The sequence below is a fragment of the Pseudomonas sp. B37(2017) genome (assembly GCF_002112885.1).
GTDB classification, from domain to species: Bacteria; Pseudomonadota; Gammaproteobacteria; order Pseudomonadales; family Pseudomonadaceae; genus Aquipseudomonas; species Aquipseudomonas paraglycinae.
This window is the reverse complement of the sequence record NZ_NEIX01000002.1, coordinates 210,311-235,512: the sequence shown is the minus strand read 5'-3', so window position 1 is coordinate 235,512 and position 25,202 is coordinate 210,311. Positions and strand designations below refer to the sequence as shown.

Sequence of the window (25,202 nt, the reverse complement as noted above, 5' to 3'; positions counted from 1 at the left end):
GATTTGTCCTTGCCAATGACACAAAGTGTCATATAGCCTCTTAAGTGTCATCCATGGCAACCACCACAGGACACGGATATGGCGAAGACATTAGCACTACCCAAAGACGAACTGGTCAAGCAAGCGCTGACCCAGATGCAAAAAAGCCTGGCGGATAATACGTGGACAGACCGGCAAAAGCTGGCCCTGACCTGCCGGATCCTGTTCGAGAACGGCCACGATTCGGGCCTTGCCGGACAGATCACCGCCCGTGGCCCGCAGCCGGGCACTTACTACACTCAGCAACTGGGGCTGGGTTTCGATGAAATCACCGCGAGCAATCTGCTGCTGGTCAACGAAGACCTGGAAGTGCTCGAAGGCCACGGCATGGCCAACCCGGCCAACCGTTTCCACAGCTGGGTGTACCGCGCCCGGCCGGACGTGAACTGCATCATCCACACTCACCCGACGCACATTGCCGCGCTGTCGATGCTGGAAGTGCCGCTGCAGATTTCCCACATGGACCTGTGCCCGCTGTACGACGATTGCGCGTTCCTCGAAGGCTGGCCGGGTGTGCCGGTGGGCAACGAAGAAGGCGAGTTGATTGCCGGGGCGTTGGGCGACAAACGGGCGATCCTGCTTTCCCACCATGGTCAGCTGTCCACCGGCACGACCATCGAGGAAGCCTGTGTCATCGCGCAATTGATCGAACGCGCCGCCAAGTTGCAACTGCTGGCGATGGCTGCCGGGACGATCAAACCGATCATCCCCGAGCTGGGTCGCGAGGCGCATGACTGGGTCTCGAAACCCAAACGCCATGCTGCCGCGTTCAACTACTACGCCCGGCAGAACCTGCGTCAGCACGCCGATTGCCTGAACTGAACACCTCATCCTTGCGGAGCACTCTCATGTCCAATATTCACGGCATCATCGGCTACACCATCACCCCGTTCGGCGCCAACGGCGAAGGCGTTGACCTGCCGGCCCTCGGCCGCTCCATCGACCGTCTGATCGCCGGCGGCGTCCACGCCATCGCGCCACTGGGCAGCACCGGCGAAGGCGCCTACCTGAGCGATGCGGAGTGGGATCAGGTCGCCGAGTTCAGCATCAAGCACGTGGCCAAACGCGTGCCGACCGTGGTCAGCGTGTCCGACCTGACCACCGCCAAAGCGGTACGCCGCGCCCGTTTCGCCGAGGCCCATGGCGCCGACGTGGTGATGGTGCTGCCGGCCTCTTACTGGAAGCTGACCGAGGCGGAAATCCTCGCCCACTATCGCGCCATCGGCGACAGCATCGGCGTGCCGATCATGCTCTACAACAACCCGGCCACCAGCGGCACCGACATGTCGGTGGAACTGATCCTGCGCATCGTCAACGGCGTGGAAAACGTGACCATGGTCAAGGAGAGCACCGGCGACATCCAGCGCATGCACAAGCTGCAACTGCTCGGCGAAGGCCGGGTGCCGTTCTACAACGGCTGCAACCCGCTGGCGCTGGAAGCCTTCGCCGCCGGGGCCAAAGGCTGGTGCACGGCAGCACCGAACCTGATTCCGCAGCTCAACCTGGATTTGTATGAAGCCACGCTGGCGGGGGATCTCGGCAAGGCGCGGGAGTTGTTCTACCGCCAGTTGCCGCTGCTGGATTTCATCCTCAAGGGTGGCTTGCCGGCGACGATCAAGGCCGGTCTGCGACTGACGGATCTGGAAGTCGGTGATCCGCGTTTGCCGGTGTTCCCGCTGAGCGAAGCCGGGCGTAACCAGTTGCAGGCCATTCTCAAAAGCCTGAGCTGATCTCAAGGTACACACCAACCCTTGTGGGAGCGAGCTTGCTCGCGATGAGGCCATTAGATCCGACAACGATGTCGACTGATGAACCGTCATCGTCGGATCGCCGCCCGGAGCAAGCTCGCTCCTACAGGTTTTTGTGCTGGATTCAAAGAACCGGCAAGGTCTTGTCCTTGATCACCTTCGTCGGCCCATTGGCCTTGACGCTGGCGATGCCCTTGTCACACGCCGCATCCGATAAATAGGATTCGCTGCTGCCGATGATCTGGTGATTGGCAGCCTTGAGGTTGAAGTACGGATGCCCGTCCTTCGTCGACTTCTTCTCATAACGCTCGTCCAGCGGGCTGTTGGTCTGCACCGAGGCAATGCCGTTTTCGGCGGCCGTGCGGCTGGTGTACAGCTCACTGGTCAGAATGGTTTCGGCATTCGCCGCTTTCAGCACGAACTTGTACTGGCCGTTGCTGCTTTTGCTCAACTCATACCATCCGGACATGGTGTTTCTCCTTATCGATGTGTCACAGGGTGATTTTGGTTCCAAGCAACCCGAGGAAACCCGCTAGCCAGTTCGGGTGCGCCGGCCAGGCAGGCGCGGTGGCCAGGTTGCCCTGGACGTGGCCGTCCGTGACCGGGATGTCGATGTAGGTGCCACCGGCCAACCGCACTTCCGGGGCACAGGCCGGATAAGCGCTGCACTCGCGGCCTTCGAGAATCCCCGCTGCCGCCAGCAGTTGCGCGCCGTGACAGACAGCGGCAATCGGCTTGCCGGCCTTGTCGAACGCTCGCACCAGTTCGAGGACTTTTTCGTTCAGCCGCAGGTATTCCGGCGCACGGCCGCCGGGCACCAGCAGTGCGTCGTAATCCTTGGCATCGACCTTGGCGAAATCGAAGTTCAGGGCGAACTGGTGACCGGGTTTCTCGCTGTAGGTCTGGTCGCCTTCAAAGTCATGGATCGCGGTGCGCACGGTCTTGCCGGCAGCCTTGTCCGGGCACACGGCATGCACGGTGTGCCCGACCATTTGCAAGGCCTGGAACGGCACCATCACTTCGTAGTCTTCGACGTAATCGCCAACCAGCATCAATATCTTTTTCGCGGCCATGGACAGGACTCCTCTGGTGAATGCGCAGGAATATTCACAGTAGCCCAAGGACCGCGATGGCGTTCGCAAACTGTATGGATAACTCTGCGCCCAGCTGTAACAGCCCGATTGCCGTGGATTGTGGCTAGATGAAGCCACCTCCCTGCCACCCTCGAATCTGGTTGCCCTCATGTCTTCGCGCGAAAACACCGGCATGGCCCTCGGCCTGCTCGGCGTGGTGATTTTCAGCCTTACCCTGCCCTTCACCCGCATCGTGGTGCAGGAACTGCACCCGCTGCTCAATGGCCTGGGCCGCGCGTTGTTCGCGGCGATTCCGGCAGCGGCGCTGTTGTTGTGGCGACGGGAAAAGTGGCCGACCTGGAAGCAAGTCAAAGGCCTGAGCCTGGTGATCGCCGGGGTGATTCTCGGTTTCCCGGTGCTGTCGGCGTGGGCCATGCAGACGTTGCCGGCGTCCCACGGCGCGCTGGTCAACGGTTTGCAGCCGCTGTGCGTGGCGCTTTATGCCGCGTGGCTGTCCCATGAACGTCCGTCGAAAGCCTTCTGGGCCTGCGCCGCGTTGGGCAGTGCGCTGGTGCTGGGTTATGCGTTGTACACCGGCGCCGGCAGCATTCAGGCCGGGGACTTGCTGATGCTCGGGGCGATCGCGGTAGGCGGTCTGGGTTACGCCGAGGGCGGGCGTCTGGCCCGGGAGATGGGCGGCTGGCAGGTGATCTGCTGGGCGCTGGTGCTGTCGACGCCGCTGCTGATCGGCCCGGTGCTGTACCTGGCGTTGCAGCATGAGGGCGCGGTATCGGCAAAAACCTGGTGGGCCTTCGGCTATGTCGCGCTGTTTTCGCAGTTTCTGGGCTTCTTCGCCTGGTACGCCGGGCTGGCCATGGGGGGCATTGCCCGGGTCAGTCAGATCCAGTTGTTGCAGATCTTCTTCACCATCGCGTTTTCCGCGCTGTTCTTTGGGGAACACGTGGAGCCGATCACCTGGCTGTTCGCCTGTGGGGTGATCGCGACGGTGATGCTCGGTCGCAAGACCGCGGTGCGCCCGGCTCAACCGGGCACGTTACCGGCGGGGGTTCAGCTCAAGCCTTGAGCTTCAGCAGGCCGTCAGCGAGCAGCAGGGTTTCGAGGCAGTGCTCGCTGATCTGGTAGAACGCTTTCAATTCCTGGATTTTCACCAGCAGCTGAGTCGGGTCCACCGGCTCGGCGCGCTTCACGGCGAGGATCATCTTGTTCTTGTTGGTGTGGTCCAGCGAGATGAACTCGAACACCTTGGTCTCGTAACCGCAGGCTTCAAGGAACAGCGCACGCAAGCTGTCGGTGACCATTTCGGCCTGCTGGCCCAGGTGCAGACCGTATTGCAGCATCGGCTTGAGCAGCGCCGGGCTCTGGATCTGCAAGCGGATCTGTTTGTGGCAGCACGGCGAGCACATGATGATCGAGGCGCCGGAGCGGATGCCGGTGTGGATCGCATAGTCGGTGGCGATGTCGCAGGCGTGCAGGGCGATCATCACGTCCAGCTCGCTCGGCGCCACGCTGCGCACATCGCCGCATTTGAACACCAGCCCCGGGTGTTCCAGCTTCGCGGCGGCGGTGTTGCACAGGTTGACCATCTCTTCACGCAGCTCGACGCCGGTGACTTCGCCCTCGGCCTTCAGGGTGTTGCGCAAATAGTCATGGATGGCGAACGTCAGGTAACCCTTGCCCGAACCGAAATCCGCCACCCGCACCGGTTTGTCCATGGCCAGCGGCGACGAGGTCAGCGCGTGGCTGAACACTTCGATGAACTTGTTGATCTGCTTCCACTTGCGCGACATCGCCGGGATCAGCTCGTGCTGGGCGTTGGTCACGCCCAGATCCTTGAGGAACGGGCGGTTCAGATCGAGGAAACGGTTTTTCTCGCGGTTGTGCTCGGCGGACGGCACTTCGCGCAATTGCTGAGGTTTGCTCATGAACAGCGAGCTCTTGCCCTTTTTGCTGTATTCGAGCTGGGCTTCGTCAGTCAGCGCCAGCAAATGCGCATTTTTGAACGCCGACGGCAGCAGCCCGGCAATCGTCGTCACCGCTTCGTCCAGCGGCAGGTTCTTGGTGATATCGCGGGTCTTGTAGCGATAAACGAAGGACAGGCACGGCTGCGCCTTGACCGTCACCGGCTTGATGATGATCCGCTGCAGATCCGCTTCTTCGCCGACGTACTTTGCCAGCACCAATTTGATGAAGCCGTTCTGTTCGAGGCTGGTTTGCAGCAGCTCGATGAACCGGGCGTGGTGATCGGGCGCCGGTTTGGCAGATGCGGAGGGAGCGGTAACGGACATGGGAAAAAACGGCCTCGGACGGGCAAATCGGGAATGGGCGCTAGTTTAGGGGGGATGGCGTTCGAGGGCACGGCTAATTTCCCGAACGGCTTATCCCAACACCACCAACCGATTCGGCAACTCATTCCTCACCTGCGTAACCGGCACATGCACCTTGAGCAATTCCCCGCACGCTTCAATGCAGGTAACAAAGCCCTGCAACGTCTGCCCCTGCCTTACCTGCTCGGTAAACGCCGCAACAATCGAATCCCAGCTCTTGTTATCCAGCTTCTTGGAAATCCCCTCATCCACCAGAATCTCCACATACCGCTCCGCCTCGCAGACAAAAATCAGCATGCCGGTGCTGCCCACCGTGTGGTGCAGGTTCTGTTCGAGAAACTGCCGCCGCGCCAGGTTCGAAGCACGCCAGTGGCGGACATGACGCGGGATCAGATGAGTGGTGACTTTGGGCAGACGAAACACCAGGCACAGCACGACAAAACTGACCCACTGCACCAGCAACAAGCTGTGCATCGTCAGCCAGCCGGTCAGGTAATGCACGATCCCCGGCACCACCAGCGCCAGCAGGCTGGCCCACAGCAGCGGGATGTACGCGTAGTCGTCGGCGCGGGCCGCGAGCACCGTCACCAGTTCGGCGTCGGTGTCGCGCTCGACCCGGGCGATGGCCTCGGCGACCTTGCGTTGTTCGTGTTCAGTCAGTAATGCCATGTCGTGAAGTGCCTGCTCATTATTGTTATCACCAGCCGCCGGAGGACCCGCCCCCGCCGAAACTGCCACCGCCGCCGCTGAAGCCCCCGCCTCCACCGCCGCCGCCAAATCCACCACCGCCAAAGCCGCCCCCTCCTCCGGAGCCGCCCCGGCCGGCGGGAAGGATACCGAGCATCTGGCAGACAAAAACAGTCAGGATGAACAACATCACCAGAAATACGAACAACGCCGGGTGCCGCGAGACGAAATCGTCCGCAGGATCGCCGGCCGATTCATACACCGTGGACGGTTCGTCCAGCGGATTGCCGCCCAGCACCACCAGCATCGCCGCCACGCCATCACTGATGCCCTTGCTGAAATTGCCAGTCTTGAACGACGGCGTGATCACCTGATGAATGATCACCGAACTCTGGGCATCGGTCAGGCGATCCTCCAGCCCGTAACCGACTTCGATGCGCAATTTGCGCTCGTCCCGGGCGACGATCAACAGGGCACCGTTATTCTTGTCCTTCTGACCGATGCCCCAGTGCCGGCCGAGTTCGACGCCGTAGTCCTCGATGGTGGCGCCTTGCAGGTTTGGCAAGGTCACGACCACCAGTTGCTCGCCGGTAGCCTGTTCGTGGGCCTGCAACTGCTGGCTCAGTTGCGCGCGCACCGACGGCTCGATCATCTGCGCGTCGTCCACCACCCGCCCGGTCAGCGCCGGAAAGGTCAACTCGGCCCGGGCGCTGACGGCGAACAGCCACAGCATCAGCACCAGGCCCATCTTCAACACACGCATGGGCATCCCCGGGTCAGAACTTCACTTCCGGGGCCTTGTCCGCGCCGGGGCTGGTGGCTTCGAAGGTCTCGCGGATCGGCAGGTCGCTGTACATCACGCTGTGCCACAGGCGACCGGGAAAGGTGCGGATTTCGGTGTTGTATTTCTGCACCGCCAGAATGAAATCCCGTCGGGCCACGGCGATGCGGTTCTCAGTGCCCTCAAGTTGCGATTGCAGGGCGAGGAAGTTCTGGTTGGCCTTCAGGTCCGGATAGCGTTCGGACACCACCATCAACCGGCTCAAGGCACCGGTCAGCTGATCCTGGGCCTGCTGGAACTGCTTGAGCTTTTCCGGGTTGTCGAGGGTGCTGGCATCGACCTGGATCGACGTCGCCTTTGCCCGGGCCTCGATCACGGCGGTCAGGGTTTCTTCCTCGTGCTTGGCGTAACCCTTCACGGTTTCCACCAGATTGGGGATAAGGTCGGCGCGCCGCTGGTACTGGTTCTGCACCTGGCCCCAGGCAGCCTTGGCCTGTTCGTCGAGGGTCGGGATGTTGTTGATGCCGCAAGCGGTCAACAACGTGGCCAGCACCAGCAAGGTGGCGACCTGCAAACGCGAGCGGTAGACAGGACTGACATTCATCGGACGGGTGCTCCCTTGCACATTTCATGAAAATTCGAGCGCGAAACCTTCTCGGTCGGCTCTTGGGGCATAATCGCCCGCGCCACTGGATTGCGGCGGGCCGATGGGCTAAAAAGAGGCCCTGCGCGATCACGCTGCTCGATCCGGCAGCGTTTATTCGGCGTCGTTTTTTGCGTCAACACCCGAACAACAATAGTCGCTCCCTAAATTTTGGCTGGCCGGCATTGCATTGCCGTTTGCGCCCTTGAGAAAACTATTCATGAAGAAGCTGTGTTTGCTGGGCCTGTTCGTCAGCCTGGCCAGTCATCAAGTACTGGCCGCCACGACCCCGGTACCCCTGGAAAACAAGGATGCGTTCATCAGTAACCTGATGAAACAAATGACCCTCGACGAGAAGATCGGCCAGTTGCGCCTGATCAGCATCGGCCCGGAAATGCCCCGCGAGCTGATCCGCAAAGAGATCGCCGCCGGCAACATCGGCGGCACGTTCAACTCGATCACCCGCCCGGAAAACCGTCCGATGCAGGACGCTGCGATGCGCAGCCGCCTGAAGATCCCGATGTTTTTCGCGTACGACGTGATCCACGGTCACCGTACGATTTTCCCGATTCCGCTGGCCCTGGCCTCGAGCTGGGACATGGACGCCATCGGCCAGTCCGGTCGCGTCGCTGCTAAAGAAGCTGCCGCCGACAGCCTCGACATCACCTTCGCGCCGATGGTCGACATCTCCCGCGACCCGCGCTGGGGCCGCAGCTCAGAAGGTTTCGGTGAAGACACCTACCTGACCTCGCGCATCACCAAAGTCATGGTCAAGGCCTATCAGGGCGAGACCCCAAGCGCGGCCGACAGCATCATGGCCAGCGTCAAGCATTTCGCCCTGTACGGCGCTGTCGAAGGCGGTCGCGACTACAACACCGTCGACATGAGCCCGGTGAAGATGTACCAGGACTACCTGCCACCGTACCGCGCGGCCATCGACGCTGGCGCCGGCGGCGTGATGGTGGCGTTGAACTCGATCAACGGCATCCCGGCCACCGCCAACACCTGGCTGATGAACGACCTGCTGCGCAAGGACTGGGGCTTCAAGGGCCTGGCAGTCAGCGACCACGGCGCAATCTTCGAACTGATCAAGCACGGCGTGGCCCGCGACGGTCGTGAAGCGGCGAAGTTGGCGATCAAGGCCGGCATCGACATGAGCATGAACGACACCCTGTACGGCAAAGAGCTGCCGGGGCTGCTCAAGTCCGGCGAGATCGAACAGAAAGACATCGACAACGCGGTGCGTGAAGTCCTCGCGGCCAAGTACGACATGGGCCTGTTCAAAGACCCGTACCTGCGCATCGGCAAGGCTGAAGACGATCCGGCCGACACCTACGCCGACAGCCGCCTGCACCGCGCCGACGCCCGCGAAGTGGCGCGTCGCAGCCTGGTGCTGCTGAAGAACCAGAACGAAACCCTGCCGCTGAAGAAAACCGCCAAAGTCGCGCTGGTCGGCCCGTTGGCCAAGGCCCCGATCGACATGATGGGCAGCTGGGCTGCCGCCGGTCGTCCGGCGCAATCGGTGACCCTGTTCGACGGCATGAGCAATGTGATCGGCGACAAGGCGAACCTGATCTACGCCCGTGGTGCCAACATCACCAGCGACAAGAAAGTCCTCGACTACCTGAACTTCCTCAACTTCGACGCCCCGGAAGTGGTCGATGACCCGCGTCCGGCCAACGTGTTGATCGACGAAGCGGTGAAAGCCGCCAAGGATGCCGACATTGTGGTTGCAGCCGTGGGTGAATCCCGTGGCATGTCCCACGAATCGTCGAGCCGCACCGACCTGAACATCCCGGAAAATCAGCGCGAGCTTATCCGTGCCCTGAAAGCCACCGGCAAGCCGTTGGTGCTGGTGCTGATGAACGGCCGTCCGCTGACCATCCTCGAAGAAAAAGAACAGGCCGACGCGATTCTGGAAACCTGGTTCAGCGGCACCGAGGGCGGCAACGCCATCGCCGACGTGCTGTTCGGCGACTACAACCCGTCGGGCAAACTGCCGGTGACTTTCCCGCGCTCCGTGGGCCAGATCCCGACCTACTACAACCACCTGAGCATTGGCCGGCCGTTCACGCCGGGCAAACCGGGCAACTACACCTCGCAGTATTTCGATGACACGACAGGCCCGCTGTTCCCGTTCGGTTACGGCCTGAGCTATACCAACTTCAGCCTGAGCGACATGGCGCTGTCCTCGACCACCCTGAACGCCACCGGCAAGCTCGACGCCAGTGTCATGGTCAAGAACACCGGAAAGCGTGACGGCGAAACCGTGGTGCAGCTGTATATCCAGGACGTCACCGGTTCGATGATCCGTCCGGTCAAGGAACTGAAGAACTTCCAGAAGATCATGCTCAAGGCTGGCGAGCAGAAGGTTGTGCACTTCACCATCACCGAAGATGACCTGAAGTTCTACAACGCCCAGCTCAAATACGCGGCCGAGCCTGGCAAGTTCAACGTGCAGATCGGCCTGGATTCCCAGGACGTGACGCAGCAGAGCTTTGAGTTGCTTTAATCCGGCGCCCCGATCGTTCCCACGCTCTGCGTGGGAATGCCTCAATGGACGCTCTGCGTCCGCTTTGGGACGCGGAGCGTCCCGGGCTGCATTCCCACGCGGACGGTTCGACGCCTCGACGTGGGAACGATCAATCAGGGACAGCGACTAGCCGCGTCTATCCAGCAAGTTGACCACCACCCGATCCACCCAGCCCCAGATCCGCTGCTTCACCCGCCGCCACAACGGCCGGCGCTGCCATTCTTCCAGACTCACCTGCTGACTCAGGCCGAAGTCCTTCTCGAAACTCGCCGCCACCGCTGCCGTCAATGACGGATCCAGCGCTTCCAGATTCGCCTCAAGATTGAAGCGCAGATTCCAATGATCGAAATTACATGAACCGATGCTCACCCAATCGTCCACCAGCACCATTTTCAGGTGCAGGAAACACGGCTGGTATTCGTATATTTTTACTCCGGCCTTGAGCAGGCGCGGGTAGTAGCGATGCCCCGCATAGCGCACCGACGGATGATCGGTGCGCGGCCCGGTCAGCAGCAGGCGCACGTCGAGGCCACGGGCGGCGGCCTTGCGTAGGGAGCGGCGGATTTTCCAGGTCGGCAGAAAGTACGGCGTCGCCAGCCAGATGCGTTTTTGACCGCTGTTCAGCGCGCGGAACAACGATTGCAGAATGTCCCGATGCTGACGGGCATCGGCGTAGGCCACGCGGCCCATGCCCTCGCCCGTGTCCGGCACGCGGGGCAGTCGCGGAAGGCCGAAATGCGCGTTGGGCCTCCAGGCCCGGCGATGGCGGTTGGCAATCCATTGGCGGTCGAACAGCAACTGCCAGTCGAGCACCAGCGGGCCGGTGATTTCCACCATGACCTCGTGCCATTCGCTGGTGTCGTGACCCGGCGTCCAGAATTCATCGGTGACCCCGGTGCCGCCGACCACCGCCAGACGCTGGTCGACCAACAACAGCTTGCGATGATCGCGATAAAAATTGCCGACCCAGCGCCGCCAGTTCAGCCGGTTGTAAAAACGCAGCTCGACCCCGGCACCGGTCAGCCGCCGGCGCAACGTGAGGGTGAAGGCGAGGCTGCCGTAATCGTCGAACAGGCAACGCACCCGCACGCCCCGCTCCGCCGCCAGCACCAGCGCCTGCACGATGGTTTCGGCACAGGCGCCGGCTTCCACCAGATACAGCTCCAGTTCGATCTGCTCGCGGGCACGGGCAATCTCGTCGAGCATGCGCGGGAAGAATTGCGGGCCGTCGATCAACAGCTCGAAGCGGTTGCCATCACGCCACGGAAACACCGCGCCGCGCATGTCAGCGCGCCGTGAAGATCAGCACCGCACCCACCGGCACCGACAGACTGATGGCCGACAGGCCGGCCATGTTGCGCAGGCTTTCCAGGCCCGGCAGCAGATCGAAATCCTCGGCGCTGATCACCAGCGGCTCCAGGGTCACTACTTGAAAGCGTCGGTCATCGAGGCGCGTGGCGAGCAGTTCGGCGGGATATTCGTGTTGCTTGCCGTGCAGGTTGACGGTCAGCGGCAGGCGCAATTCAAGCTGCGCGCCGGGGGCCAGATCGTTGATCGGGCGCAGGTCAATCTGGGTGGTGATGGTCGCTTCGGGGAACTGCTCGATCTGGAACAGTTCCTTGCGCATGCGCTCGTCACGCAGCGGGATGCCGCTGTTGATCGAGTCCAGCTCGACTTCGACCACGGCGCGGCCATCGGGATCGACCTTGCCGTGCAGCACCAGAAAGCGCTGCACTTCGGACACGTTGGCGTTTTTCGTGCTGACGAACGACAGCCGCGACGACTCGCCGTCCAGATACCAGTTGGCCTGGGCCGGCAGCGCAGCGGCGCCCAGCAGCAGGCCGGCGAAGGCGTTGCACAGAGAACGGTTGAACATTGAAGACTCGTGGGGCCGATAAACCTGCACGAACCTTAACTGGCCGTGGCGTTATTGCAAACTGTCAGTCTCTGCAAACGCTCAGGCCAACGCCTGCTGCACCTCGCCGATGGTCGACGCGAGGCTGTTGAGGTGCAGGCTCAGCACCCGCTCCACCGGCGCCTGATCCATCGGCCAGTGCAGCGCCATGCTGCCGACCAACCGCCCTTGGGCACGTATCGGCAACGCCACCGCGCGAATCAGGAACGGCAGGCGCACGGGGTATTCCCAGTAACCTTCGGTGCGCTGGCCGAAGCCCTGATGCAAGGCTTGCTCGGTGGCCTGCAATACACCGTCATCCGCCAACTGTTCGCGTTCGGCCAAGCGCTTTACGTCCTGGCTGTCGAGTTCGCCAAGGCACGCGCGACCCATGGCCGAATGAAACAGGCTCGCGTGATGGCCGACGATCTGACAGTTGGTTGGATAGCGTTTGCGCAGCACTTGCGGGATCGCACTTTCCATCACTTCGACCCGCTCGCCGTCGAAGCAGGACAAATCCGCCACCAGCCCGGTGCGCTCGCTGAGCTCCAGCAGCATCGGCGCGGCGCTTTCCACCAGGTGGCGCTTGAAACGTTGCTGACGATCACCGAACAGCCGCTTGGCGCACAACCGGTAGCGGCGGTCGCTGAGGCCGCGATAGACCCAGCCCTGCTCCTGCAAGGTCGCGAGCATCCGCGACACCGTGGCCTTGGGCAGGGTCGTCAGGTAGTGCAATTCCTCCAGCCCCAACGCCTGATGCTCGCCGAGCAAATCGACGATGGCCAGCGCCCGTTCGACCGAGCGCACGCTGCCGGTGTCTGCCTTGCTGCCCATGTGTTCGACCTCCGTGGATGCGGGTGAAAGATCACTTCGTGCAGCAAGATGCGGGCCGCTCAGGCCGATTGCAGGCATGCCGGCGGTCGCCGTTCGACCCAGCGGGTCAGCTGTTCATGGGCGTAGGCCAGTTGCAGCACCGCCCGATCCGCCTGGGCCGGGCCGATGATTTGCAGGCCCATCGGCAGCCCAGCCGGGTTGAAACCGACCGGCACGCTGATGCTCGGCAGCCCCGCCAGGGTCGGGCCGATCACCACTTCCATCCAGCGGTGATAGGTATCCATGGTTTGCCCGCCGACGACTCGCGGCCACGGCTGCTGTGCATCAAAAGGGAACACTTGGGCGGTGGGCAGCAGCAGGAAATCGTAACGTTCGAACAACTCGCTCAACGCGCGATACCACTCGCTGCGCGCCACAGACGCCTGATAGACCTCGGCAGCGGTCAGACGCAGACCGCCCTCGATTTCCCACTGTGCTTCGGGTTTGAGCAGCGCGCGTTTTTGCGGGTCGGCATAGGCCGCGCCGAGGCTGCCCTGCACCAGAAAATGCCGGTGGGTGAGCCAGGTCTGCCACAGGCGTTCCATGGAAAAGTCCGGCTGGCAGGCCTCGACCTGACAACCCAGCGCACTGAAATCCGCCAGCGCCGATTCGCACAGGCTCAACACGCCGTCGTCCATCGGCAGGTAGCCGTTGTAATCGCCGAGCCAGCCGAGGCGCAGACCGCTGCAATCCTGTTGCAGATCCAGCCCGAAATCCCGTGGTTCATCAGCCAGCGACAGCGGCACGCGCGGATCGTAGCCGGCCTGGGTCGAAAGCAATCGCGCAACGTCGGTGACCGTGCGCCCCATCGGCCCTTCGGTGGCCAGTTGCTGGACGAACACTTCCGGCATCGGCCCATGAGGTACGCGGCCCTGGGACGGGCGAAAACCGAACACGTTGTTGAACGCCGCCGGGTTACGCAGCGAGCCCATCATGTCGCTGCCGTCGGCCACCGGCAGCAGACGCAGGGCCAGCGCCACCGCCGCCCCGCCGCTGCTGCCGCCGGCGATCAGACCCGGATCGTAGGCGTTGGTGGTGGTGCCGAACACGCTGTTGTAGGTTTGCGAGCCGAGGCCGAACTCCGGGACGTTGCTCTTGCCGATGATGATCGCGCCGCAGTCGCGCACCCGCGCCACGCTGATCGCATCGTGCTGCGGCACTTGCTCGGCGAACAGCGGCGAGCCGAGGGTCGTGCGCAGCCCGGCGGTGGCTGCCAGGTCCTTGATCGCCTGGGGCATGCCGTGCATCCAGCCCCGGGATTCGCCACGATCCAGTTGCCGATCACACTCATCGGCCTCGCTCAGCAGCACGTCTTGCGGGCGCAGCGAGACCAGCGCGTTGACCGCCGGATTGAAGCGATCAATGTGCGTCAGATAGGCCTGCATCACCTCGCGGCACGACACCTTGCGGGCATGGATCGCCCGGGACAGCGCATCGGCGTCGAGGGCGACAATCGGATCAATGGCTAACGGACTCACGGTTTCACTCCCAGGTTGAGCGCAACGGATTTCTTTGCACGTGGTGCCTCCTGCAAACAGTAAGTACCGAGCAGGGTCAGCAGGCAAGCGAACAAGACATAGAACGACGGCGCCACCGGGGTGTTCAGAACTTTACTCAGCCAGGTGACGATCAGCGGCGCGAAACCACCGAACACCATCACCGCCACGTTGTAGGCCACCGACACGCCGGTGGAGCGCACTTCAATCGGGAACTGCTCGGCCAGCGCCGTCGGAGCCGGGCCGAAGAACCCGCCAATCGCCGTGCACAGCAGCAGTTGCATCACCAGCAGGCGCTCGATCGAAGGCGCCGCCGCGACCCACACGTAAAGCGGATAGACCATGACGAAAAACGCCAGAGTGAAGGCCATCAGCACCGGCCGCCGACCGAGGCGATCCGACAGTGCGCCGGAGAATGGAATCACCACGGTCATCAGCCCCACCGCAAGCATCTGCACCAGCAGCACCTGATCCAGCGGCAGGCCGAGGTTCTTGTGGGCGAAGGTCGGCATGTTCACCAGCACCACGTAAAACGACACCGTCGCCCCGCACGCCAGGCCCATCGACACCAGCAGGCTGCGGCGATGTTCGCGCAGCACCTGCCACAGGCCCGGCGCGGCGCCTTTGGCTTTCTTGCGCGCTTCGAGAAATTCCTCCGGCTCTTCCATGTGCTTGCGAATCCACAAGCCCACCGGGCCGATCAACAGGCCGAGCACGAACGGAATCCGCCAGCCCCAACTGTCCATCGCCTCGGGGGAAAACAGGTGCGTGACCAACGCCACCATCGCCGCGCCGCTGAACACCGCCAGGCATTGCCCGACCAGTTGCCACGAACCGTACAAACCCTTGCGATGGGCCGGCGCACTCTCCACCAGAAATGCGGTGGCGCTGGCGTATTCACCGCCCGTGGCAAAACCCTGAAGCATCCGCGCCACCACGATCAGCAACGGCGCGCCCATGCCGATGGCGGCGTAGTTCGGCGCGAACGCGATCAGGGCGATGGACACGGTCATCAGGCGGATGATCATCTGCATCGCGGCCTTGCGACCTTTGCGGTCGGAGTAGATGCCGAGCAGGATGCCGCCCACCGGGCGCATGAAAAAGCCGACGCCGAAGGTCGCCAGCGCCATCAGCAGCGAGGCGTAGTCGTCTTCGGACGGGAAAAATTGCCGGGCGATGATGCTCGCCAGAAAGCCGTAAACGATGAAGTCGTACCATTCCAGGGCATTGCCGATGACGGCGGCGACCACTTGCCGGGTGCGCGAAACGCCTGCGTTCGAAGTCTGCATGGGGATTCTCCAGAAGCTGTTGGTTGACCACGCAGGCGCGTGCGCACCTGCGTTCCAGCGGCAGCAAAAAGTGAAGAAATCAGACCGGCTTGAGCCAGCTCTCGGTGAGCGCGCCCCAATACGCCGCGCCGGTCAGCAAGATGTCATCGTTGAAGTCGTACGCCGGGTTATGCACCATCGGCCGCGCCACGCCGTTGCCGATGAACAGGTAGGCGCCGGGGCAGCGCTGGAGCATCCAGGCGAAGTCTTCGCTGCCCATCAGCTTGGGTGTGTTGCCATCGACGGCGTCGGTGCCGACCAGTTCGACGCCGACCTGACGGGCGAACTCGGTTTCAGCGGCGTGGTTGACCAGCACCGGGTAGGCCGGGCGGTGTTCGATGGTCGAGGTGCAGCCGAAGCTTTCGGCCTGGGCTTCGATGATCGAGCGCACGCGGTTCAGGGTCTGTTCGCGGACCTCGGCATTCAGCGCACGCAGGCTCAGGCGCAGGATCGCCTGTTGCGGAATCACGTTGGCCGCCTCGCCGGCCTGCAATGCGCCGACCGTTACCACCGCTGCCTGCTGGGCATCGATGTTGCGCGCGACCACGGTTTGCAAAGCCATCACCACACTGGCCGCAGCGACCAGCGGATCCACCGCCAGATGCGGCATCGAACCGTGACCGCCGACGCCTTCGATGGTCACCGTGAGCAGATCCTGCGAAGCCATCATCGGCCCTTCGCGAAAGCCCAGGTGCCCCGCCGGCAAGCCCGGCATGTTGTGCATGCCGAACAGCGCATCGCACGGGAAGCGTTCGAGCAGGCCGTCGGCGAGCATCGCTTCGGCCCCGCCCTGGCCCTCTTCGGCGGGCTGGAAAATCAGCGTCAGCGTGCCGTCGAACTGCCGGGTCGCGGCCAGATAACGCGCCGCACCGAGCAACATCGCGGTGTGCCCGTCGTGGCCGCAGGCGTGCATGCAGCCTTGATGACGACTGCTGTAGGCGACGCCGGTGTTCTCGATGATCGGCAGCGCATCCATGTCGGCCCGCAGCCCGAGTTTGCGTGTGCTGCTGCCGTTGCGCAGCACGCCGACCACGCCGGTCTTGCCGACGCCGGTGTGGACTTCATAGCCCCACTCTTCGAGCGACCGGGCGACCAGCGTCGAGGTGCGGCTTTCTTCGAAACCGAGTTCAGGGTGGGCGTGAATGTCCTGGCGGGTGGCGTGCAGGTCGCTGGCCACGTCGTTGAGCCAGGCCAGAATGTGCTGATGTCGGGGCATGACGGTTCTCCTCGCGCGGGTGTTCCCGGTCTTGTTGTTCGGTGTTGTTTCACGACACGTGAACGGCAGGTCGTGCTCACCGCCAGATAACCGCGAGACACGCGAGAGGACAATCGAATGTGGTTCCACAGGGTGGAACCGGATCAGGGTTGCAGGCGACAGCCCTGGCGTTCGCCTAACCATTGGGCGCTGTTGCTGCGTCCCAGGCCGCTGGCGGTGACGATTTTTTGCGTGCGGTCATCGGTCAGTTCGCTGGGCAGCCACTGCTTGACGTAGCCCCGGCAATACTCGGCGTCGTTGTTCATGACGTAGCGGCACGAACAATATTCCTTGGCGGTGTAGGCGCTGATGATGCCCGGAAAGGCCCACAGGTTTTCGCGCTCGTGCCAGCCCCAGCCCAGCAGCACGATCAACAGCACCAGCAGGATGCGTTTGAACAGTTTCATGGCCGCACCGCCCCGAGCACGCGCTTGAGCAATTCGTTGTGGCGATAGCTGCCGTCGCGGTCATCGGCGTAGCGCACGATCACCAGTTTTTCGCTCGGGATCACGTACAGCGCCTGGCCCCAGTGGCCGAGGGCGGCGAAGGTGTCGGGCGGTGCGTCGGGCCACGGAGAAGGCGCGCCGTCTGCCGGGCGATTGAGCCACCACTGGCCGCCGGGCACGGCTTCGTCCTGATGGGCCTTGTAGCCGGCGAAGGGTTGGCGGTTGAAGGCGACCCAATCCTTGGGCAACAACTGCCGGTCGTTCCAGCGTCCGTCCCGTTCCATCAGCAGACCGATTCGCGCCAGATCCCGAGCTGTCATATAGGCGTAGGAAGAGGCGACGAAGGTGCCCGTCGCATCGGTTTCCCAGGTGGCATGGCGGATGCCCAAGGGATCGAAAAGCGCTGTCCACGGATAGTCCGGATAACGCTGCGGGCCGACGATGGTTTTCAGTGCCGCTGCCAACAGATTGCTGTCGCCGCTGGAATAACGGAACGCCTGCCCCGCTGGTGCGTAGCTGTCGTGATCGGCGGTGAAGGCGGCCATGTCGCGGTGGCCACGGGTGTAGAGCATCGCCACCACCGAGGATTTCAGCGGGGCGTATTCATAGTCTTCCTGCCAGTCGATGCCGGAGGCCCAGTGCAGCAGATCCTGGATCGTGATGGCCGGGTGTTTTTCCAGCGCCGGGTAGAACGTTGCGGCCGGGTCATCGAGCTTGAACAGGCCTTCGCCGTACGCCACGCCGAGTACCGTGGCCATCAGGCTTTTGCTGATCGACCAGGTCAGGTGCGGGGTGTCGGCATTGGTCGCGGCGGCGTAGCGTTCGTAGATGAGCTGGCCGTCACGGATCACCAGCAAGGCGTCGGTGCGGATGCCTTTTCGGGTGCTGTCATCGCGGGTCGGGAAGGCGTAGGCCTCCAGTGCATCGACGGCTGGGCCGGCAATCTTCGGGCCGGTCGGCCACTGCTCGCCCGGCCATTGTTCGGCCTGAACCGTGAAGCTGATCAGCAGCAGAAACAGAGACAGGCCTTTGAACATGGTGAGGGCTCTGGGGATGAACCTGAGAAGACTAGCCGGCGTTCATGACAGATGTGTTTTGGTTTGCCGCCAACGCCTTGGCCAGTCGTTTGGCCCGCGCGCCAGCCGCCAGTTGCATGACCGACTGATCGCGCTGCCACATCGTCGCCCACTCGGGATTGCCGTCACGCAGTGCCTGATCGACTTCAGGTTTGAGCCCGTCGAATTGCGCAAACAATCCGCCGAGCAACACATGCCCAGCGGGATTGTTCGGCGGCTGCCGACTAGCTTCCGCACATCCGGCCAACAGCGCCAGCAAGCGCAATTGCAGTGGCTGCGGCCAACCGCTGTCCTGACCGACGCCGTACAGCCACGCGGTCATTGCACTCAACACGTAAACGTCTTCAAGGGTACGGAACGGTTTGACGTAGGCATCCCAACCATCCCCGGCGAGCAACTCACACAACGCATCGTCGAGATGCAGCCGACCATGGCTGATGTCCGGCATCAACGGCAGCGCCGGCAGTTTTTCCACCCGCACGCCGGGCTCGCCGGGATACACCACCGCCAGACTCAGGCACGGTGATTCCCCGGGTTGTTCACTGCGCGCGGCGATCAGCAGCCAGTCCGCCGCATCGCCGGCGGTGACGAAATCCTTTTGCCCGGTGAGGCGCAGATCCGTGAGCCGGGTCTGCATGTCCGCCGGGCGCAGGCTGCGCTGCTCGGTCGCACACAACGCACCAAGGCTTGGCGGCGCGCTCGGCCAGAGCATCCGCAGCGCCGCCTGATAACCCACCAGAAACGCCAGCCCCGGCGTCGCCATCCGCCGCCCTCCGGCCACCGCCAGTTCGAACGGCGTCACGCTGCCCAGTTGATGCAGCAACGTGGCGAAACCCTCCGCCAGATCGGCAACAGCGGGCAGGCGTTCGCGGCATTCAAGCAGGGTCGACCAGGTCATCAGAGGCTCCTCGTGGGCTGTCATATAAGCATCACCAAACATTCATGGCGATGACACCGGGGCTACATAGCCTGACTTTGCACAACACGGCTGCATAAAGAAAGTCGATCGGCTGCAACCCATGACGGGTTCAAGGCCCGTACGGAGATTCACATGACTCAGATCGCCCGCATCAGCGACACCGGCAATGAACGCCGCCTGCAAGCCGAACGCCTGATCGGCGCCGAGGCCTTGCAGCAAGCCCAGGCCTTGCGCTTCAACGTGTTCAGCGGCGAGTTCAACGCCAAGCTGAACGGCGCGGAGCTGGGTCTGGACATGGATGACTATGATGTTCACTGCAGCCACATCGGCGTGCGTGACCTGAACACCGGCCGCCTGGTGGCGACCACCCGTTTGCTCGATCACACCGCCGCCAGCAGCCTGGGCAAGTTCTACAGCGAAGAAGAATTCAGCCTGCACGGCCTCGCCGGCCTGCAAGGTCCGATCCTGGAAATCGGTCGCACCTGCGTCGACCCGGCCTACCGCAACGGCGGCACCATCGCCGTGCTGTGGGGCGAACTGGCCGAAGTCCTCAATCAGGGCGGCTACAGCTACCTGATGGGTTGCGCGAGCATCCCGATGCAGGACGGCGGCGTGCAGGCCCACGCGATCATGCAGCGCCTGCGCGAACGCTATCTGTGCACCGAACACCTGCGCGCCGAGCCGAAGAATCCGCTGCCAAGCCTCGACATTCCGTCGAACGTGATCGCCGAAATGCCGCCGCTGCTCAAAGCCTACATGCGCCTGGGCGCGAAGATCTGCGGCGAGCCGTGCTGGGACGAAGACTTCCAGGTCGCCGACGTGTTCATCCTGCTCAAGCGCGACGAACTCTGCCCGCGCTACGCCAAGCACTTCAAGGCGGCTGTGTAATGAGCCGGCTGCGGGTGTACGCGCGGATTGCGCGAGTGCTGCTGGTGGTGACGCTGGGCTTGAGCATGGCCAGTGTCTTCGGAGTATTCGAACGTCTGGGGCTGGCCCATTCGATGGAGCGTCGGCAGCGCTGGTCGCGGTTTTTCATGGCGCGTTTGAGCAATGCCCTGCCCTTTCGCGTGACCGTGCATGGTGAGCTGCCGAAGCAGCCGATGCTGTGGGTCAGCAACCATGTGTCGTGGACCGACATTCCGCTGCTGGGCATGCTCACACCGCTGTCGTTTCTGTCCAAGGCCGAAGTGCGCACCTGGCCGGTGGCCGGTTGGCTGGCAGCGAAGGCCGGCAGCCTGTTCATCCGTCGCGGTTCGGGCGACAGCCAGCTGATCCGCAAGCAGATGACCCGTCACCTGCAAACCGATCATCCGCTGCTGATGTTCCCGGAAGGCACCACCACCGATGGCCGTTCGCTGCGCACCTTTCATGGTCGCCTGCTGTCGGCGGCAATCGATTCCGAGGTGAAGCTGCAACCGGTGGCGATCCGTTATCTGCGCGAGGGCAAGATCGATTCGCTGGCGCCGTTCATTGGTGACGATGATCTGCTGTCGCACCTGATGCGCCTGTTCAGCAACGACTGCGGCGATGTCGAGATCCATCTGCTCAAGCCGATTGTCTGCCAGGGCCGGGAGCGCGCGGCACTGGCGTACGAGGCGCAGCAAGCGGTGCAGAAAGCCTTGTTCGGCGATGTGCTCAAACCGGTCGAAGCGCAACACGCCCGCGATCTGATCGCGGCCTGATCGGCGACATCTATCTACAGCTGCCGGCCGGCAAAGTCCTGCAGCTGTGGGTAGAACAAACGAAAGTCTTCGCTCAACGGTTCATACAACCGGCGCAATTCCTCCATCGCCCCCGCCAGTTCTTCAGGCCGGGTCAGGCGCCGGGAGATCCCGCGCAACACCTGCTCCAGCACTTCGAATTCCTGATACGAACCCAACCAGTCATTGGCGACCATGTGCGGGGCGATCTTCGCCAGGCGCTCGGGCAATTGCCGCTCGCTGGTCAGCACGCGGTAAACGTCGGTGGTGAATTGGCCGAGCGGCCGGTCGGCGTATTGCGTCCAGTCCCGCGCCAGACAATGGTCGAAAAACACGTCGAGAACGATGCCCGCGTAACGGCGGCGAGTCGTGGAAAACCGCGCCAGTGAAGCGTCCACCAATGGATGGCGATCAGTGAACACGTCGATCTGTCGATGCAGGGCAATCGCCGCTTCGATCTCCGGGTCGAACTGCCCTTGCAGCCGCCCTTTGACGAAATCGCCATACAGACTGCCGAGCAGTTGACCGGGGCGCTGGCCACCGAGGTGTAAATGTGCGAGATAGTTCATGGGCGCAGCTTAGCACCGCGCCCGCGTTTGTTTACACCTCACATATCGTTATAACCCGATATACCGATTTATGCGGTCATCAGATCAAATTCATATTGGTGTATCGCGAAGCACCGATATAAAGTTCGCCTCATCGCGATATAGCGCTACACACATCACGAGCACCCAGCCATGAACATTGACCTCGACGAAATAATAAAAGCCCTGGCACACCCAGTACGGCGAGACATCCTCAACTGGCTGAAAGACCCGAAAGCCCAGTTTCCGGAACAGATCCACAACCACGAGTACGGCATCTGCGCCGGGCAGATCGATCAACGCTGCGGCCTGTCGCAGTCGACCGTCTCCGCCCACCTGGCCACCCTGCAACGGGCAGGACTGATCAGCAGCCAGAAAGCCGGCCAGTGGCACTTTTTCAAACGCAATGAGGACGTGATCCAGGCGTTCCTCAGCACCCTCAGCAAAGAGCTCTGACCCTTAACGTCAGCCAGCCAAAAGGAACCAACGATGCCCCTCTCGCTACTCATACTCGCCTTGAGCGCCTTCGCCATCGGCACCACCGAGTTCGTCATCATGGGCCTGCTGCCCAATGTCGCGGCTGACCTCGGTGTGTCGATCCCAGGCGCCGGCTGGCTGGTGACCGGCTACGCCCTGGGCGTGGCGATTGGTGCACCGTTCATGGCAATGGCCACTGCAAAACTGCCGCGCAAGGCTGCACTGGTAACGCTGATGGGCATCTTCATTATCGGCAACCTGCTCTGCGCCATCGCCACTGATTACGAGGTGCTGATGTTCGCCCGGGTCGTTACAGCCCTCTGCCACGGTGCGTTCTTCGGCATCGGTTCGGTGGTCGCGGCCAACCTGGTGGCACCGAACAAACGCGCCTCGGCCGTGGCCCTGATGTTCACCGGCCTGACCCTGGCCAACGTGCTGGGTGTACCGCTGGGCACCGCCCTCGGTCAGGAAGCCGGCTGGCGCTCGACCTTCTGGGCAGTGACGGTGATCGGGGTGATCGCGCTGATCGGCCTGATCCGCTTCCTGCCGGCCAAGCGTGACGAAGAAAAACTCGACATGCGCGCCGAACTGGCCGCGCTCAAGGGCGCCGGCATCTGGCTGTCGCTGAGCATGACCGCGCTGTTCGCCGCTTCAGTATTCACTCTGTTCACTTACGTCGCGCCGTTGCTGGGCGATGTCACCGGTGTCTCGCCCCGTGGCGTGACCTGGACCCTGATGCTCATCGGCCTGGGCCTGACTGTCGGCAACATCATCGGCGGCAAACTGGCCGACAAGGGCCTGGCCGCGACGCTGATCGGCGTGTTCATCGCGATGGCCGTGACCTCCACCGTCCTGACCTGGACCAGCATCGCGCTGATCCCGACCGAAATCACCCTGTTCCTCTGGGCCACCGCGTGTTTCGCCGCCGTGCCGGCCCTGCAAGTGAACGTCGTGACCTACGGCCAGGCCGCACCGAACCTGGTGTCGACCCTGAACATCGGCGCCTTCAACGTCGGCAACGCCCTCGGCGCCTGGGTCGGCGGCAGCGTCATCGCCCACGGCTACGGCCTGACCAGCGTGCCTCTCGCCGCCGCAGCACTCGCGGTCCTGGCCCTGCTGGTGACCCTGATCACATTCCGCCAGAACGGCAATCCCGAGCTGGCCACCGCTAACTGATTCACTCACTTACCTCACGAGGGTTGTATCTCATGGCAACAATTTTCGATCCGATCAAACTGGGCGACCTCGAGCTGTCCAACCGCATCATCATGGCGCCGCTGACCCGCTGCCGCGCCGACGAAGGCCGCGTACCGAACGCACTGATGGCCGAGTACTACGTACAACGCGCCTCGGCCGGCCTGATCCTCAGCGAAGCCACCTCGGTGACCCCGATGGGCGTCGGCTACCCGGACACCCCGGGCATCTGGTCCAACGACCAGGTGCGCGGCTGGACCAACGTGACCAAAGCCGTTCACGCCGCCGGCGGCAAGATCGTCCTGCAACTGTGGCACGTCGGCCGGATCTCCCACCCGTCGTACCTGAACGGCGAAACGCCGGTTGCACCGAGCGCCATCCAGCCAAAAGGCCATGTCAGCCTGGTTCGCCCGCTGGCCGACTATCCAACCCCGCGTGCGCTGGAAACCGCTGAAATCGCCGACATCGTCGACGCTTACCGCGTCGGCGCGGAAAACGCCAAGGCAGCCGGTTTCGACGGCGTGGAAATCCATGGCGCCAACGGCTACCTGCTCGACCAATTCCTGCAAAGCAGCACCAACCAGCGCACCGACATCTACGGCGGCTCCCTGGAAAACCGTGCCCGTCTGCTGCTGGAAGTAACCGACGCCGCGATCGAAGTCTGGGGCGCCGGCCGTGTCGGTGTGCACCTGGCACCACGCGCCGACTCCCATGACATGGGCGACGACAACCTGGCCGAAACCTTCACCTACGTCGCTCGCGAGCTGGGCAAGCGTGGCATCGCCTTCATCTGCTCCCGCGAGAAAGAAGGCGCCGACAGCCTCGGCCCACAACTGAAAGAAGCCTTCGGCGGCGCGTACATCGCCAACGAACGCTTCACCAAGGACAGCGCCAACGCCTGGCTGGCCGAGGGCAAGGCTGACGCGGTGGCATTCGGCATCCCGTTCATTGCCAACCCGGACCTGCCGGCTCGACTGAAGGCCGATGCGCCGCTGAACGAACCGCACCCGGAAACCTTCTACGGCAAAGGCGCGGTCGGCTACCTCGACTACCCGACGCTGTAAGCCGCACCGCAGAAACACAAAAGCCCCCGACTCGCGAGAGTCGGGGGCTTTTTATTGATCGCCGGGTGGGCGAGCCGCTCACATTCGTTCACAGGCTCGACACAAAATCCCTACAAAATACGTAGCTCGCTACATATCAACCCGTGCCGCAGAGGTATATAAAAGCATCCCATTGCAGCGGGGCGAGTGAACAGGGATCTTCACCCTCCTCCGTCATTGACACAAACTGATCCAATAACGAATTTTGTTTCATTTGCGCAGGCTGGGGCTCAGGCGCAGCATATCCAGCCCGGTATCGACCCAGCGCTCGGCCTCGGCGTACAGTTCGAAGCTGTCCGGCGCCAATAGCCATCCATAAAGGAGGCCATCAATATAGGCGTGAATGCTGATGGCTGCCCGGGCAGTGTCGAGGTCTGCCGGCAACTGCCCACGATTGACCGCATTACTCAATGTCAGCGCGATCCGCACATTGCAATCGAGGCTGGCGGTCCGGCGCTGTTGGCGCAGATCGCACATTTCATCGGTGAACTCGCACTTATGAAACAGAATTTCGTTGATGCGCCGGGTCTTCGGGTCCAGCGCAACTTGATGAAACAAATGAATCAGCAATTTGCGCATGCAGCCCAGCGGATCGGGTTCGTCCTCGCTCTCGCTGGCTTTGGCCAGTTCGTCCAGCGGCTCATGCAGGGTATCGAGCATCGCTTGCAGCAGATCGGCCTTGTTGCTGAAGTGCCAGTAGATGGCACCGCGCGTCACCCCGGCCAGGGTGGCGATGTCCGACAGGGTCGTGCGGGCCACGCCTCGCTCATAGAAGGCCTTCTCGGCCGCTTCGAGAATCTGGCTGCGCGTTTCCTGAGCTTCCTCTTTGGTACGACGAACCATGGCAGTAAAACCTCAAACAGGATGTTTCAGGGATGGCTGAATATCCGCTGAATAAAAAAGGGTTGATCTCTCGCGGATCGGCTCCCCGGCCTACAATTTCAGACCTTGCGACGACTTTTGTAACAGGGTGGATACGACGCCAAGGTGTTTACAAACAACCAT

General features: G+C 62.6%; 26 protein-coding genes. 9 read left to right on the top strand and 17 right to left on the bottom strand.

The features are described 5' to 3' along the window. Positions 1-78 precede the first annotated feature (78 nt). Positions 79-861, top strand: coding sequence for an aldolase (locus CAF90_RS07615; RefSeq protein ID WP_007957912.1), 783 nt, complete (start codon positions 79-81; stop codon positions 859-861). Between the two features lie 26 nt (positions 862-887). Further along, positions 888-1,769 (top strand): dihydrodipicolinate synthase family protein, encoded by an 882-nt coding sequence (locus CAF90_RS07610; RefSeq protein ID WP_085605459.1) that lies wholly within the window; start codon positions 888-890, stop codon positions 1,767-1,769. Positions 1,770-1,911: 142 nt separating this feature from the next. Here the strand turns inward: CAF90_RS07610 and CAF90_RS07605 are convergent, their stop codons facing one another. Both CAF90_RS07605 and CAF90_RS07600 read right to left on the bottom strand, forming a co-directional pair. Continuing rightward, positions 1,912-2,256 (bottom strand): YegP family protein, encoded by a 345-nt coding sequence (locus CAF90_RS07605; RefSeq protein WP_085605457.1) that lies wholly within the window; start codon positions 2,254-2,256, stop codon positions 1,912-1,914. Positions 2,257-2,278: 22 nt separating this feature from the next. Then, positions 2,279-2,860: a DJ-1/PfpI family protein gene (locus tag CAF90_RS07600; protein ID WP_085605454.1), complete on the bottom strand. Its 582-nt coding sequence runs from the start codon at positions 2,858-2,860 to the stop codon at positions 2,279-2,281. A gap of 169 nt (positions 2,861-3,029) precedes the next feature. Here CAF90_RS07600 and CAF90_RS07595 point away from each other — a divergent pair, with 169 nt between their 5' ends. After that, positions 3,030-3,944, top strand: a complete 915-nt coding sequence (locus CAF90_RS07595) for a DMT family transporter (RefSeq protein WP_085605452.1) — start codon at positions 3,030-3,032, stop codon at positions 3,942-3,944. Here the strand turns inward: CAF90_RS07595 and CAF90_RS07590 are convergent. The 4 genes from CAF90_RS07590 to CAF90_RS07575 form a co-directional block, all read right to left on the bottom strand. Beyond that, positions 3,934-5,166, bottom strand: coding sequence for an SAM-dependent methyltransferase (locus CAF90_RS07590; protein ID WP_085605450.1), 1,233 nt, complete (start codon positions 5,164-5,166; stop codon positions 3,934-3,936). The genes CAF90_RS07595 and CAF90_RS07590 overlap by 11 nt on opposite strands. Positions 5,167-5,256: 90 nt before the next feature. After that, entirely contained in the window at positions 5,257-5,874 is a 618-nt protein-coding gene (locus CAF90_RS07585; RefSeq protein WP_085605448.1) for a TPM domain-containing protein, read from the bottom strand. A 28-nt stretch (positions 5,875-5,902) separates the two neighbouring features. Further along, on the bottom strand, positions 5,903-6,655 hold the full coding sequence (locus CAF90_RS07580) for a YgcG family protein (protein WP_085605446.1): 753 nt from the start codon (positions 6,653-6,655) through the stop codon (positions 5,903-5,905). Positions 6,656-6,668: 13 nt separating this feature from the next. Continuing rightward, a complete protein-coding gene (locus CAF90_RS07575; protein ID WP_007957897.1) occupies positions 6,669-7,277 on the bottom strand; it encodes a LemA family protein in 609 nt (202 codons plus the stop codon). A gap of 259 nt (positions 7,278-7,536) precedes the next feature. Between CAF90_RS07575 and bglX the strand changes: the two genes are divergently transcribed. Next, a complete protein-coding gene (gene bglX, locus CAF90_RS07570; protein WP_085605443.1) occupies positions 7,537-9,828 on the top strand; it encodes a beta-glucosidase BglX in 2,292 nt (763 codons plus the stop codon). Between the two features lie 147 nt (positions 9,829-9,975). On the opposite strand, the gene CAF90_RS07565 is transcribed toward bglX, so the two are convergent. The 9 genes from CAF90_RS07565 to CAF90_RS07525 form a co-directional block, all read right to left on the bottom strand. Next, positions 9,976-11,133 (bottom strand): phosphatidylserine/phosphatidylglycerophosphate/cardiolipin synthase family protein, encoded by a 1,158-nt coding sequence (locus tag CAF90_RS07565; RefSeq protein WP_007957893.1) that lies wholly within the window; start codon positions 11,131-11,133, stop codon positions 9,976-9,978. A gap of 1 nt (position 11,134) precedes the next feature. Beyond that, a complete protein-coding gene (locus CAF90_RS07560) occupies positions 11,135-11,725 on the bottom strand; it encodes a YceI family protein (protein WP_085605441.1) in 591 nt (196 codons plus the stop codon). 81 nt (positions 11,726-11,806) lie between these two features. Then, complete coding sequence (locus tag CAF90_RS07555; RefSeq protein ID WP_085605439.1) at positions 11,807-12,577, bottom strand: IclR family transcriptional regulator; 771 nt, start codon at positions 12,575-12,577, stop codon at positions 11,807-11,809. 59 nt (positions 12,578-12,636) lie between these two features. Beyond that, entirely contained in the window at positions 12,637-14,094 is a 1,458-nt protein-coding gene (locus CAF90_RS07550) for an amidase (protein ID WP_085605437.1), read from the bottom strand. Next, on the bottom strand, positions 14,091-15,401 hold the full coding sequence (locus tag CAF90_RS07545) for a citrate-proton symporter (protein WP_085605435.1): 1,311 nt from the start codon (positions 15,399-15,401) through the stop codon (positions 14,091-14,093). The genes CAF90_RS07550 and CAF90_RS07545 overlap by 4 nt, the downstream gene beginning before the upstream one ends. A 79-nt stretch (positions 15,402-15,480) precedes the next feature. Then, positions 15,481-16,656 carry a M20 aminoacylase family protein gene (locus tag CAF90_RS07540; RefSeq protein ID WP_085605433.1) on the bottom strand — a complete coding sequence of 392 codons (1,176 nt, stop codon included), beginning with the start codon at positions 16,654-16,656 and terminating at the stop codon, positions 15,481-15,483. A gap of 143 nt (positions 16,657-16,799) precedes the next feature. Further along, the gene (locus tag CAF90_RS07535) at positions 16,800-17,102 is read right to left on the bottom strand and encodes an amidase (RefSeq protein WP_085605431.1); all 303 of its coding nucleotides are present in this window, start codon (positions 17,100-17,102) and stop codon (positions 16,800-16,802) included. After that, positions 17,099-18,178 (bottom strand): serine hydrolase, encoded by a 1,080-nt coding sequence (locus tag CAF90_RS07530; protein WP_085605429.1) that lies wholly within the window; start codon positions 18,176-18,178, stop codon positions 17,099-17,101. Before CAF90_RS07530 ends, CAF90_RS07535 begins: the two co-directional genes overlap by 4 nt. A 31-nt stretch (positions 18,179-18,209) precedes the next feature. Beyond that, positions 18,210-19,115 carry an acyl-CoA dehydrogenase family protein gene (locus CAF90_RS07525; RefSeq protein ID WP_085605427.1) on the bottom strand — a complete coding sequence of 302 codons (906 nt, stop codon included), beginning with the start codon at positions 19,113-19,115 and terminating at the stop codon, positions 18,210-18,212. Between the two features lie 153 nt (positions 19,116-19,268). Here CAF90_RS07525 and olsB point away from each other — a divergent pair, with 153 nt between their 5' ends. Continuing rightward, positions 19,269-20,024 (top strand): L-ornithine N(alpha)-acyltransferase, encoded by a 756-nt coding sequence (gene olsB, locus CAF90_RS07520; protein WP_007957877.1) that lies wholly within the window; start codon positions 19,269-19,271, stop codon positions 20,022-20,024. Further along, positions 20,024-20,818: a 1-acyl-sn-glycerol-3-phosphate acyltransferase gene (locus CAF90_RS07515; protein WP_085605425.1), complete on the top strand. Its 795-nt coding sequence runs from the start codon at positions 20,024-20,026 to the stop codon at positions 20,816-20,818. Before olsB ends, CAF90_RS07515 begins: the two co-directional genes overlap by 1 nt. A 14-nt stretch (positions 20,819-20,832) precedes the next feature. On the opposite strand, the gene CAF90_RS07510 is transcribed toward CAF90_RS07515, so the two are convergent. Continuing rightward, on the bottom strand, positions 20,833-21,405 hold the full coding sequence (locus tag CAF90_RS07510) for an ACP phosphodiesterase (RefSeq protein WP_085605423.1): 573 nt from the start codon (positions 21,403-21,405) through the stop codon (positions 20,833-20,835). Between the two features lie 171 nt (positions 21,406-21,576). Between CAF90_RS07510 and CAF90_RS07505 the strand changes: the two genes are divergently transcribed. Genes CAF90_RS07505 through CAF90_RS07495 form a run of 3 tightly spaced genes read left to right on the top strand, consistent with a single transcriptional unit; the run spans position 21,577 to position 24,158 of the window. Further along, positions 21,577-21,879 (top strand): helix-turn-helix transcriptional regulator, encoded by a 303-nt coding sequence (locus CAF90_RS07505; protein ID WP_007957866.1) that lies wholly within the window; start codon positions 21,577-21,579, stop codon positions 21,877-21,879. Between the two features lie 33 nt (positions 21,880-21,912). Continuing rightward, positions 21,913-23,076, top strand: a complete 1,164-nt coding sequence (locus tag CAF90_RS07500; RefSeq protein WP_007957864.1) for an MFS transporter — start codon at positions 21,913-21,915, stop codon at positions 23,074-23,076. Between the two features lie 32 nt (positions 23,077-23,108). Next, positions 23,109-24,158, top strand: a complete 1,050-nt coding sequence (locus tag CAF90_RS07495; RefSeq protein WP_085605421.1) for an alkene reductase — start codon at positions 23,109-23,111, stop codon at positions 24,156-24,158. Between the two features lie 249 nt (positions 24,159-24,407). Here CAF90_RS07495 and emhR read toward each other — a convergent pair whose 3' ends face one another. After that, positions 24,408-25,040: an efflux system transcriptional repressor EmhR gene (gene emhR / locus CAF90_RS07490; protein ID WP_007957850.1), complete on the bottom strand. Its 633-nt coding sequence runs from the start codon at positions 25,038-25,040 to the stop codon at positions 24,408-24,410. Positions 25,041-25,202: the final 162 nt, after the last annotated feature.

Excerpts from the sequence above, each read along its gene's own strand:
- CAF90_RS07615 (WP_007957912.1), top strand. The coding sequence starts at position 79 with ATGGCGAAGACATTAGCACTACCCAAAGACGAACTGGTCAAGCAAGCG.
- CAF90_RS07610 (WP_085605459.1), top strand. The coding sequence starts at position 888 with ATGTCCAATATTCACGGCATCATCGGCTACACCATCACCCCGTTCGGC.
- CAF90_RS07605 (WP_085605457.1), bottom strand. The coding sequence starts at position 2,256 with ATGTCCGGATGGTATGAGTTGAGCAAAAGCAGCAACGGCCAGTACAAG.
- CAF90_RS07600 (WP_085605454.1), bottom strand. The coding sequence starts at position 2,860 with ATGGCCGCGAAAAAGATATTGATGCTGGTTGGCGATTACGTCGAAGAC.
- CAF90_RS07595 (WP_085605452.1), top strand. The coding sequence starts at position 3,030 with ATGTCTTCGCGCGAAAACACCGGCATGGCCCTCGGCCTGCTCGGCGTG.
- CAF90_RS07590 (WP_085605450.1), bottom strand. The coding sequence starts at position 5,166 with ATGTCCGTTACCGCTCCCTCCGCATCTGCCAAACCGGCGCCCGATCAC.
- CAF90_RS07585 (WP_085605448.1), bottom strand. The coding sequence starts at position 5,874 with ATGGCATTACTGACTGAACACGAACAACGCAAGGTCGCCGAGGCCATC.
- CAF90_RS07580 (WP_085605446.1), bottom strand. The coding sequence starts at position 6,655 with ATGCGTGTGTTGAAGATGGGCCTGGTGCTGATGCTGTGGCTGTTCGCC.
- CAF90_RS07575 (WP_007957897.1), bottom strand. The coding sequence starts at position 7,277 with ATGAATGTCAGTCCTGTCTACCGCTCGCGTTTGCAGGTCGCCACCTTG.
- bglX (WP_085605443.1), top strand. The coding sequence starts at position 7,537 with ATGAAGAAGCTGTGTTTGCTGGGCCTGTTCGTCAGCCTGGCCAGTCAT.
- CAF90_RS07565 (WP_007957893.1), bottom strand. The coding sequence starts at position 11,133 with ATGCGCGGCGCGGTGTTTCCGTGGCGTGATGGCAACCGCTTCGAGCTG.
- CAF90_RS07560 (WP_085605441.1), bottom strand. The coding sequence starts at position 11,725 with ATGTTCAACCGTTCTCTGTGCAACGCCTTCGCCGGCCTGCTGCTGGGC.
- CAF90_RS07555 (WP_085605439.1), bottom strand. The coding sequence starts at position 12,577 with ATGGGCAGCAAGGCAGACACCGGCAGCGTGCGCTCGGTCGAACGGGCG.
- CAF90_RS07545 (WP_085605435.1), bottom strand. The coding sequence starts at position 15,401 with ATGCAGACTTCGAACGCAGGCGTTTCGCGCACCCGGCAAGTGGTCGCC.
- CAF90_RS07540 (WP_085605433.1), bottom strand. The coding sequence starts at position 16,656 with ATGCCCCGACATCAGCACATTCTGGCCTGGCTCAACGACGTGGCCAGC.
- CAF90_RS07535 (WP_085605431.1), bottom strand. The coding sequence starts at position 17,102 with ATGAAACTGTTCAAACGCATCCTGCTGGTGCTGTTGATCGTGCTGCTG.
- CAF90_RS07530 (WP_085605429.1), bottom strand. The coding sequence starts at position 18,178 with ATGTTCAAAGGCCTGTCTCTGTTTCTGCTGCTGATCAGCTTCACGGTT.
- CAF90_RS07525 (WP_085605427.1), bottom strand. The coding sequence starts at position 19,115 with ATGACCTGGTCGACCCTGCTTGAATGCCGCGAACGCCTGCCCGCTGTT.
- olsB (WP_007957877.1), top strand. The coding sequence starts at position 19,269 with ATGACTCAGATCGCCCGCATCAGCGACACCGGCAATGAACGCCGCCTG.
- CAF90_RS07515 (WP_085605425.1), top strand. The coding sequence starts at position 20,024 with ATGAGCCGGCTGCGGGTGTACGCGCGGATTGCGCGAGTGCTGCTGGTG.
- CAF90_RS07510 (WP_085605423.1), bottom strand. The coding sequence starts at position 21,405 with ATGAACTATCTCGCACATTTACACCTCGGTGGCCAGCGCCCCGGTCAA.
- CAF90_RS07505 (WP_007957866.1), top strand. The coding sequence starts at position 21,577 with ATGAACATTGACCTCGACGAAATAATAAAAGCCCTGGCACACCCAGTA.
- CAF90_RS07500 (WP_007957864.1), top strand. The coding sequence starts at position 21,913 with ATGCCCCTCTCGCTACTCATACTCGCCTTGAGCGCCTTCGCCATCGGC.
- CAF90_RS07495 (WP_085605421.1), top strand. The coding sequence starts at position 23,109 with ATGGCAACAATTTTCGATCCGATCAAACTGGGCGACCTCGAGCTGTCC.
- emhR (WP_007957850.1), bottom strand. The coding sequence starts at position 25,040 with ATGGTTCGTCGTACCAAAGAGGAAGCTCAGGAAACGCGCAGCCAGATT.